This is a genomic window from uncultured Clostridium sp. (genome assembly GCF_947039605.1).
Classification (GTDB): domain Bacteria; phylum Bacillota; class Clostridia; order Clostridiales; family Clostridiaceae; genus Sarcina.
The window spans coordinates 22916-37746 of sequence record NZ_CAMQZG010000032.1 but is presented as its reverse complement, the minus strand read 5'-3'; the positions used below and the strand labels follow the sequence as shown (position 1 = coordinate 37746).

Annotated in this window: 12 protein-coding genes; 4 read left to right on the top strand and 8 right to left on the bottom strand. The window is 27.5% G+C overall.

What is annotated here, in order from left to right; all coding sequences use genetic code 11:
* The 3 genes from Q0V24_RS12125 to Q0V24_RS12115 form a co-directional block, all read right to left on the bottom strand.
* Positions 1-824, bottom strand: an 824-nt coding sequence (locus Q0V24_RS12125) for an ROK family protein (protein WP_297521846.1), incomplete at its 3' end; no start/stop codon positions are given.
* A 345-nt stretch (positions 825-1169) separates the two neighbouring features.
* On the bottom strand, positions 1170-1436 hold the full coding sequence (locus Q0V24_RS12120) for a DUF3781 domain-containing protein (RefSeq protein ID WP_297521844.1): 267 nt from the start codon (positions 1434-1436) through the stop codon (positions 1170-1172).
* A 249-nt stretch (positions 1437-1685) separates the two neighbouring features.
* Positions 1686-2006: a PadR family transcriptional regulator gene (locus Q0V24_RS12115; protein ID WP_297521842.1), complete on the bottom strand. Its 321-nt coding sequence runs from the start codon at positions 2004-2006 to the stop codon at positions 1686-1688.
* A 263-nt stretch (positions 2007-2269) separates the two neighbouring features.
* Between Q0V24_RS12115 and Q0V24_RS12110 the strand changes: the two genes are divergently transcribed.
* Entirely contained in the window at positions 2270-2803 is a 534-nt protein-coding gene (locus Q0V24_RS12110) for a hypothetical protein (RefSeq protein WP_297521840.1), read from the top strand.
* 476 nt (positions 2804-3279) lie between these two features.
* Entirely contained in the window at positions 3280-4845 is a 1566-nt protein-coding gene (locus tag Q0V24_RS12105; RefSeq protein WP_297521838.1) for an amino acid permease, read from the top strand.
* Positions 4846-4885: 40 nt separating this feature from the next.
* Here Q0V24_RS12105 and Q0V24_RS12100 read toward each other — a convergent pair whose 3' ends face one another.
* The 4 genes from Q0V24_RS12100 to Q0V24_RS12085 form a co-directional block, all read right to left on the bottom strand.
* Positions 4886-5644 (bottom strand): transglutaminase-like domain-containing protein, encoded by a 759-nt coding sequence (locus Q0V24_RS12100; protein WP_297521836.1) that lies wholly within the window; start codon positions 5642-5644, stop codon positions 4886-4888.
* A gap of 484 nt (positions 5645-6128) precedes the next feature.
* A complete protein-coding gene (gene malQ / locus Q0V24_RS12095; RefSeq protein WP_297521834.1) occupies positions 6129-10016 on the bottom strand; it encodes a 4-alpha-glucanotransferase in 3888 nt (1295 codons plus the stop codon).
* Positions 10017-10277: 261 nt separating this feature from the next.
* The gene (locus tag Q0V24_RS12090; RefSeq protein ID WP_297521832.1) at positions 10278-10463 is read right to left on the bottom strand and encodes a hypothetical protein; all 186 of its coding nucleotides are present in this window, start codon (positions 10461-10463) and stop codon (positions 10278-10280) included.
* 11 nt (positions 10464-10474) lie between these two features.
* Positions 10475-11275 (bottom strand): hypothetical protein, encoded by an 801-nt coding sequence (locus tag Q0V24_RS12085; RefSeq protein WP_297521830.1) that lies wholly within the window; start codon positions 11273-11275, stop codon positions 10475-10477.
* A 319-nt stretch (positions 11276-11594) separates the two neighbouring features.
* On the opposite strand from Q0V24_RS12085, the gene Q0V24_RS12080 reads away from it, so the two are divergent.
* The gene (locus Q0V24_RS12080; protein WP_297521828.1) at positions 11595-12908 is read left to right on the top strand and encodes an SH3 domain-containing protein; all 1314 of its coding nucleotides are present in this window, start codon (positions 11595-11597) and stop codon (positions 12906-12908) included.
* 149 nt (positions 12909-13057) lie between these two features.
* Positions 13058-14284, top strand: coding sequence for a helix-turn-helix transcriptional regulator (locus Q0V24_RS12075; protein WP_297521826.1), 1227 nt, complete (start codon positions 13058-13060; stop codon positions 14282-14284).
* 148 nt (positions 14285-14432) lie between these two features.
* Here the strand turns inward: Q0V24_RS12075 and Q0V24_RS12070 are convergent, their stop codons facing one another.
* Positions 14433-14618, bottom strand: coding sequence for a ParA family protein (locus tag Q0V24_RS12070; RefSeq protein ID WP_297521824.1), 186 nt, complete (start codon positions 14616-14618; stop codon positions 14433-14435).
* Between the last annotated feature and the right edge of the window lie 213 nt (positions 14619-14831).

The window sequence follows — 14831 nt, the reverse complement described above, 5'->3', positions numbered from 1 at the left end:
CAATTATTAATTTCCCACTGTGAATCATAAATATCTATAGAATCCACATATTTTTTTATATCATCAATAACTTTACTTGCATTACTTACTCCCCCACCAATAAGAATCTTCTCTGGATCAAAGATAAAGCCAAGATTAGCAATGGCAATGCTTAGTTGTTTAACCCATTTTTCATAAACATTTATAACATCTTGATTTTCTTTTTTTATCATCTCAAAAATAATTTTCCCATTTAAACTTTCTGTTTCTACTCTCAATACTTTTGCTACTTGTCTAACTAATGAACTAGTTGAACAATAATATCCTGTATTTTTATAATCTTCAATATCACCTTTATCTACTTTAAGTATCATTCTCCCAAACTCACCTGCAAAAAATCTATTACCAGTTAAAAGTTTATTATTGATAATAATTCCTCCACCAACTCCTGTTCCTATAGTTATGCAAATAAAATTTTCGACACCTTTACCATTTCCAATCCATTGTTCTGCAAGAGCACAGCAATTCGCATCATTTTCAACCGCTATCTTAATGCCAAGTCTTTCATGTAAAATTTCTTTTATATTAAGTCCATCAAGTACAGGCACTCCGCCCTCTTCTACAACTAAACCACTTTTACTATTAACCGCACAAGGAATACTAAGACCAACTCCATCTATATTTTCAAATTTATTTATAATATCACCAATTAAATTTATAAATCCATCTAAATCATCAGTTATTGTTCTAACTTCTCCACTTCGCAAAATATCCTCAACCCCAAATTCACTAAATACCCCATATTTTATATTTGTTCCACCAACATCAATTCCTAAATATCTCATATCATCTCTCCCACCCTTTAATTAAATCATTTCTATATTATATATACTATGTGCAATCATTAATCTAATTCTACCTTTAACTTTTGACTGCGTATATTCTTACTAATATTTTTTTACTAACAAATTCTTTCATAATATTTCTTTCATATAAATTTATATAATCTTATCTAATTTCTTATTTTACTTAATTATACTTATAACAGCATAAGATTTAATACTCTATTTTAAAATAAAGCAAAAAAAAGACCAACTATTTGTTGATCCTTTCAATCTTTATTACTACTATCACCTAATTTAATTAACAAAAAACTTCTCTGAATCTATTTTCTAATCTAATAAAAATATCTATTTATCTTTTTTCTTATGTGCAGTAATAATTGTATAACTATGCGCATTTACTGTTATTATACATTCATCTATACTTGCATACCAATTCTTTCCCTTTCTTTCTATTATAGTATTTTCTTGTTTTATTTTATCTACACACCATTTAACAACATCTTCTGTATCTATCTCTAGATTCTTTTTAATTCTTAACGCACCTAATTCTGTTGTATGTAGCCTATCTAATTTTAAAAGCAATATATTTTTATCATTAAATGTTTTCTCCATAAAATCTTCCCTTTCAAAATTTATTTTTACTCATTTTACCATTACTAAGAAATACCTTCTTTTATTAAATTGAATTTCTATTATGATTATTATAAAAATAGACAGCCCTCTTCTAAAGCTGTCTATTCTAACTTTAATCCTTAACTAAATTTGCGCTCTAACAAAGCACTTATCAGAAAACTACTAGCTAAGCATCCACCTATAAATAAATATGGTGAATTAATAACAAATAATATTGGTAAAATTAACTTATTTCCCCCAAAGTTTTTGAATATTTGAATTTATAAGCCCCCATGCTTCTATAAATTCTTTTACCTCTATCTCACCCTCTTTAGTTAAACTATAATATTTTCTATTTGGTCCAAAAGGCGACTGTTTCTTTTCAGATTTTATTAACTTATTTTTTTCAAGCCTTAACAGAAGAGGATATAATGAACCCTCTGCAAATTCATCAAATCCATAACACTGTAATTTTTGATAAATCTCATAACCATAAGTTTCATCTTTTGATATTACCTTTAAAATTACACCTTCCATTATTCCTTTTAATAATTGAGTTGTTTTTGCCATTTTTTCACCAACTTTTTTTATTTCACTATATTGTATAGCACTGTAGTCTAGTCAAAAAAAATCACTTCACATAATTTATAAATATCACTACCTTGTTTTACAAGTTACAACTATATTGTAATGCAATATAGTTTTCTTTTCAAGACTTTTTTTGTAAGTATTATCCTTTTTACTCCACTTTTTAACTTTCTTTAAAATGCTATATTGTTGACATAGATATATGATTAAATATTAGGAGTACTAAAATAAAGGAGATTGATAAAATGAATATAATAGACCCTGAATCAAATGCCATAACTGAAACTCTTGGTTTACAATCAAAGATTGTTTCACAAATGATTAATGAAGAAAACTTTAGAAAATTATCACTAGGAATGCTTAAACTCTATGAATCTAATAATTGGATTTTTATAAATAAGGTTTATGTACCAAAAAATTTCATTTCACATATGTACGTTTATAATACTGGCTCAATTAAATCTATGAGAGTATACCTTGTAAATGGGGCTTACATAATTATGCATCATTCAGCACTTTACGAAAAAACAATAAAAAGAATGTGCCCTAGTGCATTTATTGTAATATCCGATAGAATGAATTTACTTGTTGATACATACGACAGACTTGCTACAGAACTTAAAAACTACAATATAACAATGGAAGATGTAATTTTAGAGAGACCTGCTTTTTTTGATGATTTTGCAAAAGAAAATGTAAAATTATCAGAAGAAGCATTTGAAGAAACCCTTAAAGGTAAATCTAAACTAGCTAAATTTTTCTTGAAAAAACTTTCTTAATATAAATATTTTAAAGAGGGAATATGATAGTAAAAAACTATTCTATTCCCTCTTTAGTTATTTTAGCTTTCTTCTTTATCATTTCTACTATGTTTTCTATACAAAATTACATGAATTACTAAATTAATTTTTAATATTTATCTTCCCTATTTACACTCTTTGTATAAATATTTTCGAATATCTAATGCTAAATTCATATTTTTGAATTTTTATGCAGATTTTTAAAAAATTTTGTAAGCACTCAAAAAAAATAAGTTAATACTTACTTCAAATTAATATAAATTAAATTTTCTTTATAATTTGTGAAAAAAAAGCAGATTTTTTATTAATTTCTATAATCTTCTATACTTTACTTTGATTAAATAAAGCATTAAAATTCAAGCAAATAATAAACTACTATAAATTTATTAATTTTCTATTAATATTTGTATCTTTAGTAATTTTTATATGTGGATATAACTAGGAGGAGCTCATCAATGAAAGAAGAAAATCTAGATGATCTAGCGCTGATAGATGAAGTAACTAATAAAAATCATAAAATCAGCACATTTGGTTTCATCTCTATGTCTATTCTTACAGTTTATGGTGTAATGAATGGTCAACAAATGTACTATCAAATGGGGTATCAAGCTATAACCTATGTACTTATAGCAACAATATTATTCTTTGTCCCATACTCTTTTGCAGTAGCTGAAATGGGCTCTGCTTATAGTGATAAAAAAGGTGGTATTTACTCTTGGTTATCAGAAATAATAGGTGAAAAATATGCACTTGTTACTACAATGATCTGGTTCTCATCTGGACTTATAGGAGGCCTTGCAATTAGTGCTATATGTATTAAGTTCTCAACAATGATTTATGGAAAAGATATTTCAGAGAGTTGGCACTTTTTAGGGCTTAGTAACCAAATGACAACAACATTAATAGGTGTTGCTTGGGTTCTTTTTTGGGTCTTTATAACAACTAAAGGTATAAAATCAATAGAAGTTTTAACAAAAATAGCTATGGCATTATTCTTCTATAATAATATTTTTACTATCGTAGTTAGCTTATGGGTTTTCTTTAAAAATAAAATGCATTTTGCACAGCCACTACATTGGCATGGCATTTCAACTTTATTTACTGGGCCAAACCCAAGCTATCATAGTTTATTTAGTATACTAGGATTTATGGTATTTGCAATTATGATTTTTGGTGGAATGGAATCTGCAAGTGGACTTGTTGATGAAGTTGAAAATCCAAGAAAAACAGTTCCAAAAGGAATATTTATAACTGTTATTGTAATCTTTCTACTTACAATAGTAATGATTGTAGGAAGTGGTATGGTTCTTAATTGGAAAGAAGTTTATGGTAATCCAAATGTTAACTTATATAACTTTACAGTCTATCTAGGACTAAAATATTATTCATCACTAGGGATTGCTTTAGGAATGACAGCATCTCATGCAGCAGTTTTTGCTAAGTGGTATATGATAATTTATTCATGGATAGGTGCTATTGCATTCCTTCAAATTCCTCTAGGATATTATTATCCTATTAAACAGCTTATAGAAGGACTTCCAAAAGGAATGCTTCCAAACTTTATAACTAAAAAAAATAAGAATAACTTTCCAGCTAATGCACTTTGGATTCAAGGAATCTTTATGTGTGTATTCTCGGTAGTAGTTGTTCTGCTATTTGGAAATAATGCTAATGAAATATATAACTATACAACATTTATGGTTACAGTATCTTCTGTAATTCCGTGGGGGCTTATAACATTTGCTTATATTAAATTTAAACAAAATGATGATATAGAAAAACATTATAAGTTCTTTAGCAAAAAAGTAGGTATCATCTATAACTCAATTTCACTTATAATAGTTGTATTTGCTGTTGCTTTCTCTCTAATCCAACCTTGGACACAAAAAGGTGGGGCTGAGCAAGGTATATTAATGATATTTGGTCCAATATTCTTTGGAGCAATTGGATTTATAATAGCTCATAGATATCAAAAAGCTATAAAAAATGGAAAACTAAAAACTGAAGATTCTGATATTTAATATGCAAAAAGCCCTTATCATTTTTGATAAGGGCTTTACTCTAATTATTATATTGATATATCAAATATTCTGCTTTTCTATCAGACATAAACTTAGGAGTATCAAAGTAATCTGAATCACTAAAAGTATACTTATTATATCCTCTATTTACTATAACAGGTCTATTGACTGTTAATCCTACATACGCTTCTCTTTCACTTAATATAATTCCACTTTCTTTTGTTGTTTTAAATAACCCTGATGCAAATGTACAATCAACATCCACCCATTTTTTATTAACATATACCTGATTCCAAGTATGTGGCTGTCCATCACCTAAACCACCTATTTGCCTTACTGAGAGTCCTATATCTCTACACATTGCTGAATATAGTCCTGCAAAACCTGTACATACTGCCTCTCTTTTTTCAAATGCATATATAGCAGGTTCTTTCACCCCATAGGCACTATTATCATATTTTATATTTGATGCTATCCATACATATATATCTTTAGCTTTTTCATAATTTGAAGTTGCTTTATCTACTACCTGATTAGCTTTGCACTTTATTGCATTATTTCCAACAGTTACTTCTTTTTTGGGCTGCCCATCTATACTAAAAACAGTGCTTGGATATTGACTAGTATTTTTTGTATTTCCTGAGTAGGCTGTAACCTTTCCAAAGTTAGCTTCCTTCCAATCTGTTCCAGCTATTATAATATCCTTTCTTGTCCCCTCTTTACTAAATAAAGTAGAAAATGGCATTGCACCTAGAATTAAGAATATTGCTATTATAATTATTATCAATATTTTTTTCATTCTAACACCACCTTTTTTTTCTTATACTTTGTTTATTTCTATATTATTATCTAATACCTAAAATATTGTCTTGTAAACACACAAATTCTAACAAACTATTGTCTATAATAAATATTCAACCTTAGATTATTTACTAAAAATACTATTTTTTAATAAAATTTTAAGTTTACTAAAACTAAAAAGATAGATTTTATATTTTTACTATAAAAAAAGTTACACTATTTTAGTGTAACTCTTTCATTACTTTATTTATTTATTTAATTCTTTCTTTTGTTTCATTATCAAAAAAGTGAAGTGCCTTTGTATCTAGTCCAAATCTATGCTTTTCTCCTATTTCATATTCAAAGTGTCCTGGTACTGTTATAACTAAATCTTTACCACTTTCAAACTTTACAAATAGTGTTTTTTCTTTGCCTAGAACCTCTATTATGCAATTAAAGCTTTCCTCTTCCGCTCCACTTATAAATCTTTCAGATATAACCTACTATTTTAAGTTTATATTAGATAAATTCCAAATATCTTTTGCATATTCTGTTATAGTTCTATCTGAACTAAAGAAACCTGCATTTGCTGTATTGATAAAACACTTTCTAGCAAAGTTCATTTTGTCTTTAAATTCTCTATTAAGTTTCATTCTAGCTTCAAAATATCTATTAAAATCATTTAAGATATAATAATGGTCTGCTCTATGCCATGATGTTCCATTTAAAAGTGAGTTGTAAAGTTCTTTAAAGCTACCTTCTATAGTGCCATGCTCATCATATATTCCATCATTAAATGTTCCATTTACAAGACTATCTAAAACTCTTCTTATATTTTTATCATTGTCATATATCCATCTTGGATTGTAACTATCCTTAATATTTAATATTTCCTCTTCTCTAGCTCCAAAAATATAATTATTTATATCGCCTGCTTCTCTACAGATTTCTATATTTGCACCATCATAAGTCCCAAGAGTAACTGCTCCATTTATCATAAACTTCATATTCCCTGTCCCTGATGCCTCTGTACCTGCTGTTGAAATTTGCTCTGATACATTTGCTGCTGGTATAAGCTTTTCTGCATATGAAACATTATAATTTTGAACAAATACCACTTTCATTTTATCTTGCATATCAGTGTCATTATTTATAAGATTTGCAATTTCATTTATATATTTAATAATTGCTTTTGCTCTTGCATATCCTGGTGCTGATTTTGCTCCAAATATATATGCTGTTGGAGTGAAATCCTTTATCTCTCCATCTTTTAATCTATAGTAAATATCAAGAATGGATAAAGCATTCATAAACTGTCTTTTATACTCATGAAGTCTTTTAATTTGAATATCAAAAATAAAATCTTCTGATAATCTAATCCCCTCATGTTTTTCTATATAATCTATAAGCTGTCTTTTCTTTTCTCTTTTGATATCTATATATTCATTTATAACTTTATCATCATCCACATAATCCTCAATTTTTTTTAGCTTATCAAGATTTTTCACAAAGCTTTTATCACCTACAAGTTTTCCTAAAAAGTCTGTAAGTTCTGGATTACATACAGCAAGCCATCTTCTTTGTGTTACACCATTAGTTTTATTTTGAAACTTATCTGGATAAAGATTATACCATTCTTTTAGAGTATCTCTTTTAAGAATCTCTGAATGAATCTGTGCAACTCCATTTACATGTTTTGCTATATAAGTAGCCATTCTAGCCATATGAACTTTATCATAAGCTATTATTTCATAGTTATATAGCTCATTCTCCCAAATTCCAAGGAATCTAAGTTCATCTATAAGATATCCATTTATTCTCTCTATAATAGAATAAATGCTTGGAGTATACTTTCTAACAATACTTACATCCCATTTTTCTAGAGCTTCTGCCATAACAGTATGATTTGTATAATTAAATACATTTCTTGATATTCTAAGTGCTTCATCAAAACTTACATTATGATTTTCTGTAAGAACTCTTATAAATTCTGGAATTGCAAGAACTGGGTGAGTATCATTAAGCTGTATAGTATTAAACTCTATAAAGCTATCAAAATCCTCTCCATATCTAGTGCAATATTCTCTAACTAAATCTTGAATAGATGCACTTGTAAAGAAATACTGTTGTTTATATCTTAAAACCTTACCTCTTCTAGTATTATCATTTGGATATAAAACAGCTGTAATATTCTCAGCCTTAACTTTTACCTGAACTGACTTATTATATCTACTTATATTAAATAAGTTAAAGTCAAAATCATCAATTGCCTCACTCTGCCAAAGTCTTAGAGTTCCTATATTATCAGTCTTATAACCTATAATTGGCATATCATAAGGCACTGCTAGAACTTCTATATCAGAGAATTTAACGCTCACTCTATCCCCAAACTTTCTTATGCTCCAATCATCTCCATAGGCTGTCCAATTATCTGCATACTCTTTTTGAAAACCATCTACAATAGCTTGTTTAAATAATCCATACTTATATCTAATTCCATATCCATTTAAAGGAGTTTCTGTAGTTGCTGCACTATCTAAAAAACAAGCTGCAAGTCTTCCAAGCCCTCCATTTCCAAGTGCCATATCTTCAACTTTTTCAAATTCATTTATATCAAAGCCAAGTTCTTTTAATGCTTTTTTAAATTCTTCATATACTCCAATACAAATTAAATTGTTTTCAATTGCTCTACCAACTAAAAACTCTGCAGAAAAATAATAAGCATGTCTATTTTCATTAAATTTATTAGTAGACTTATTCCAATCTACGGCAATTTTTTCTATCGCTATTTTTGAAACAACACTATGCATTTCGTGAAGTGTTACTTTATCTGAAGTTTTTCCATATGATTTAAGAAGATATTCTTCTATTAACTCTTTTAAATTCTCATCATTCATAATTTTTGTCCCCATGTTTCCACCACACCTTCTGTAAGTTTTTGTAATTTCTTTCAAACTTTTTGCTATCTCACTTGAAAGGGTATCCTCTTTTAATCTCCATCTCCAGTTTTCTCCTATTGTAGATGGGATATTTGTTCTCGCTTCATTTCCTATATTTAAAAGGTCTTGTATTTGCATCATTGAAGTATTAGCAATACTAGACATAGCTGATTTTATTAAAGCTATACTAGGATTTGAACTTCCATGACCAACATACTCTTCAAAAAACTCTTTTTCTCTAGCCCCAAGCAAATCATACCAGCCCTTTACAGTATCACTATCGTGAGTACTTGTATAAACAACTGAATTATTGCAGTAATTATGAGGAAGATACTCACTATCACCATTTACATCAAATGCAAATTGCAATACTTTCATCCCTGGATAATTGCACTCTTTTAAAAGTTTTTTAACCTCTGGTGTTATACTTCCTAAATCTTCTGCAATTATATTAACACTACCAAGTTCTTTTTTTATAAATTTAAAAAGTTTATATCCTGGTCCCTTTTCCCAATGCCCTCCAGCTGCTGTCTTATCCCCAAAAGGTATTGACCAATAACTCTCAAACCCTCTAAAATGGTCTATCCTTGTAACATCAAATAATTTTGAAGCTGCTCTTACTCTCTCAACCCACCAGCCATAATCTTCTTTTTCTAAAGCCTTCCAATTATAAATCGGATTCCCCCACAATTGTCCATCACTTGAAAAATCATCGGGTGGACACCCTGCTACACTTATAGGCATCAAATTCTCATCAAGTTTAAATAAATGTGTATTAGCCCATGTATCTGCACTGTCTTCTGCTACATATATAGGAATGTCACCAATTATCTCAATTCCATTTTCATTAGCATATCTTTTTAATACATCCCACTGACTGTAAAATAAATATTGAACAAAAATATAAAAATCTATATCTTCTTTTAAAAGTTTCTTATATTTATCTAAGCCTTCTTTAGTTCTAAACTTTATATCATCATCCCAAGTATTCCAAGAAGCTCCATTGTTATAATCTTTTAGAGCCATAAATAATGCATAGTCACCAAGCCAAGATCTATTTAAGTCCTTAAATTCTTTAATCTCTTCATCATATATATCTGACTTATTTTTATAAGCAATTCTTAACACCTTATATCTACTCTCGTATATCATTGAATAGTTTATATAACTCTCATTATCTCCATAAGTAAAGGTCTCTACTTCTTCCTTTGTAAGAAATCCTGAATTAACAAGAATTTCTAAATCTATAAAATATGGATTACCAGCAAAAGTAGAAAATGATTGATAAGGTGAATCGCCATAACTTGTAGGACCAATCGGTAGTATCTGCCAATAACCTTGCCCAGACTTTTTTAAAAAATCAACAAATTTATAAGCTTCATTTCCAAAAGTACCTATTCCATACCTAGATGGCAAAGAAAATATTGGTAAAATTATTCCACTCTTTCTCATAATAAAACCCTCTTTTTTAAATTTTAATATAATATATTCTATAAATATCTCCATTATATTAATAATTTTGGAAATTTCTGTAACTAAAGTATACTTTTAAGGGTAATATCAGTCAATGAAAATCAAGCATTTTTGATGTGTAAAAGCACTGCCCCAAAATCTAACTTTAAGGTCATTTTCAATATAGAATTGTGTACATTTTTATTTGCACAAAAAAACAGAGTATATAAAGCCTTTGCTTTACATACTCTGTTTTAATTTTTACTTCTTTATTCTCTTTATTTCTTGATATAAGTTAAATCCATTAAGAATTATAAATATTATCGGAAGTGCTATATTTATAATTCCCCATCTTTTATTCATAAGATTATATATTAAAAATCCTACAAATATTAATGTTGATGCACCTATAAATGCCATTCTCATTCTTTGTTGCTTACTTATCATTTAAATTTCTCCTAACTTAATTTATTTGGGAAAAATAATTGATTAAAGTTATTCTCACTTGTAACATAGATATATCCATCAATCCCTACATAAATAGGTGTTTTATATCCATTTAAACTAGCTATAACTTCATATAATTTTCCCTTTCCTGAATCTTTAAACTCATCTAAGTTTATACTCATTTCTGGAACTGCATTTAAATTACCTTCATAATTATCATTTGAACTAACTACAAGAGTTGGATCATTTGCTGTATACCCCTCAAGGTACATTGCCGCTACTTTATATATTTGGTTTTTCAATTGTAAATCACTTAAATTACTTGAATCTATTATTCCAAATTGATTTGAAGATATTGTTTTTCCATCTAAACTTATAATTTTTGAGTTTATCATATGTGAATAATTTCCTGCCTTTGGTGTACTTGTATCATTCTTATAAGCCGCTCTTGTGTCATAGCTATATGTACTATAGTAATTAACTCCATCAATAGTCTTATAATTTTCAAGATTGGTTGTCATAGATGCACTAGGAAGACCTATATCACCTACATTTTGTGATAATTTATAATAATTATTCATTCCCTCTACTGAAAATTTAAAACCTAAGTTAGTAGTTACTTCTGTTTTATTATCTGACTTAGCATTTTTTTTCTTTATATTGCTAGACTCAACTTTTTTTACACTCTCCGTAGTTTTTACATTACTATTATTTGTGACTACTTTACTGTTTTCACTATGACTATATGCAAAGTATCCACTCCCAACTGCTATTATAACTGCTATTACTCCTATAATTATACCTTTTTTCATAAAAACCTCCATAAACTTGTATTTTAACTCTTAATTAGAATTTTTATTATTTTATAAATTCCCTATCCTCTTACTAACTCATACAAATCTTTATTTTTCAAATTATAAAATATATTAAATTAATTTTTTTTTCCTTTTATAATAAACAATTACTATAAATTTCTAATTTTAGTTAAAATTATTTAACCTTATTTGTATTTTTTTATAAAATATGATAATTTTTTTAAAATAAAAAAAAACTTTTGACTCTCATTTAAATTGAATTTCATATAAAATTAGTATTAAAGACTCATTTTACGATACAAGGAGGTATTTTATTATGTCTAAATATAAATTAATAAGCATAATTACTGGTGGTATTCTTGCATCTACACTTTTCGTTAGTGTTTCATATGCAACTACACCTATTGTTAAAAAAAATAATACAATTTTATTATCTCAACCTATTAATAACACATCAACTACTGCTGTTGTTATTAATACTTCAAATTCTCATTTAGTTTTATATAGTGATTCTAATACAAATTCTAATGTAACTTCTTATATTTCTGTTGGGGAAATGCTTACTATAAATTCTACAAGCGGTGATTTTTATAGTGTAACAGTTAAAGAAACCGGTGCTAAAGGTTACATTCTAAAAGAAAATGCTCAAATTATTGAAAGTGGTGTTAATTCTACATCTACACCTATAAATAAAAATGGGGCAATCATAAATGTAAGTAGTCTTGTTTATCTTAGAACAAATGCTACTATGGATTCAAAAATTATAAGTACTCTTAAAAATAGTACTAATGTTGATATTATTTCTAAGCAAGGTGACTGGTATAAAGTTGAAGTAAATGGTCAAACTGGTTATATCTATGAAGAGTATGTTGGTATAAATAATAATCTACCACTTGCAAATTCTAATACATCAGTAATGACTACTCCCCCTAATATGAATACAACATCTAGCATAAATACAACACCTATTACTAATGATTTAAATAATGTCCAAAGCAATGCAACTTCAACAGCTAATAATGCTGTAAATGCGGCTAACAGCACTATAAATGCTACTAGTGGTGCTATAAACACTGCTAATAATGTTGGTAATAGTGTTTCTTCTGTTATAAGTAGTGCTGCTAATCTTGTTAATACATTAAATAATAATGTTAGTTCAACTGCTAAAAATAGTGCTACTAATATTAAAAATGCTAATGAGCATATAAAATCTAATATTAATTCAACTGCACAAAATATACAAAATACTAGTGATAATATTTCATCTGCTAAAAAAGCAGCTAGTGATGCTATAAACCATGCAAGTTCTACTGCAAATTCTTCAAGCGAGCACATTTCAAATGCTGCTAATAATATTAATAACGCTGCAAATGTAATTACAGATCATGCTGATAAACATATCAATCATGCTAGTGATACTATAAGCTCTGCAAGTCAAAAAGTAGCAGATCATACAACTAGTACTCATGATAAAGCAACTACAATAGTTAATAATGCTCATGATAAAGCAACTACAGTAGCTAATAATGCTCATGATAAAGCAACTACAGTAGCTAATAATATTAAATCAAACGCCAATGATATTGCAAATAAAATCAATAATTTTAATAATAATATATTAAATAATTGATAAAAAAACTCTGATAATTTTATATAAGTTATCAGAGTTTTTTATTTAAAATTTTATTCACTAGAAATAGCTCTTCTTCTAAAAGAATACTTACTACTCTTTTTGTATATATATTGATAAGTTAACTATATATTTTAAAAGGAGTTATGATGAGCGATTTATTTAAAAATAATCAAAAAATAATAGGTTCAATAATAAAGCTTAATAGAATTAAACAAAATATAAGCCAAAAAAACCTCGCTAAAGGTATTTGTGTCCCTTCATATCTTAGTCGTATTGAAAGTGGTGAACTTTTACCTAGTGATGATGTTATGTCTATAATCTTTAAAAGACTTGGCCTAGAATTCAATGATTCAGAAGATTTTATTAAAAATGCTACTAATTCTTTTGATTTATTTTTTGATAATTTAAATTTTAATGAATTTGATTTCACTACAAAACTCTTTAATGATATTGAAAAAAAAGAAGCTAAATTTATAACCTCTCCATTAATCCTTGATTATTTCCTTGCAAAACTTGCTAGATATTGTTCTACACCAATCCGTGAAAATTTCAAATCTTCTAAACTATATCTTGAATCTGCATTTGACCTTTTATCAGAAAAGCAAAAAGCTAAATATCATTTTTATGTTGCAGTTGATATATTAAACTTAAATGGTAATATTAAAACTGGAAAAGATTATTTAAAAAAATCTCTAAGTTATAAAGATACTGGGCATTGCTATTACTGGCTTTCTTATGTTTATAGACTTGAAAATAATACTATCAAAGCTTATGACTGTATAAAAAAAGCCTTAGATCTTTATGTAAAAGATGGTAATTTTATAAGTATAATGAACTCATATGAGAAAATTGCTGAAGTTTATTTTCTTCTTGATAACTATATTGATGCAATAACCCACCTTAAAAAGGCTTTAAGAATGGCAAGTACAATAAAAAACAAACACTATATAGAACATGTAAATTCTATTATCGCTTGGTCTTTATTTAGATTAAAAGATTATACAAATGCCCTTAAATGCATTCAAAAAAACTCAGGAATTGCTGATCATAGACTTTTAATTCCTGATAAACTTCTTGAATGCCTTATACACTTTACACTAAAAGATAATACTAAATTAAAAAAATCTCTTGCAAAACTTCATAATCCTCAAACTCTTGAACAAATGGATGAAACCCTTATAGATATGTTTTCTAAGTTATTTAATTTTTGCCTTTTAAATCATGACTATATAAAAAATCCTAATTTAGAAATCCTCTTACTTGATATTAATAATAATATTTCTAGATTTGTAGAGCTAAAAAAAGTATTCACAGAACTTCTTAAAGAATACTATATTCAAAATAGACGTTATAAAGATGCTCTTTTACTATAAAAAACTAGGTTAGATTTTGTAACTCTAACCTAGTTTTTTTCACTTGCCTCTTAATGCTTTCATTTTTAATTTCCCCTAAATTTTATCTATAATTCTATCTATAAATCCTTTGTAACATAACTACCTATTTCTTTTAATTCACTATCACCTAAAGACTTTTTATACTTTTTTCGCATTTATTAACTTTCATAGAAGAAAAAGTAATACTTGCTTGTGGGTCTAAATCTAGTAAAAGAACTCTTTTTCTAGTCATTGCAAGCATACATGCTAAATTTGAAACAACTGTGCTTTTTCCAACACCACCCTTGTAATTAACTACCGATACTACCTTCAAAATATACCCCTCTTTAAATTGCTACTAATTATTAATATGATTTTTTTACTCTTATTATGAAACTTCAAAATTTATTTTTCATAAGTTAGTCATCCTCTCTCACTATTTTATTTAATATTTATATTTCCGAAATAAAAAGTAGCTAGGATTTTTATCCCCTAACTACTCATTTTCATAAAACCTTATATATATATATTTCAAGTTTTATAAATA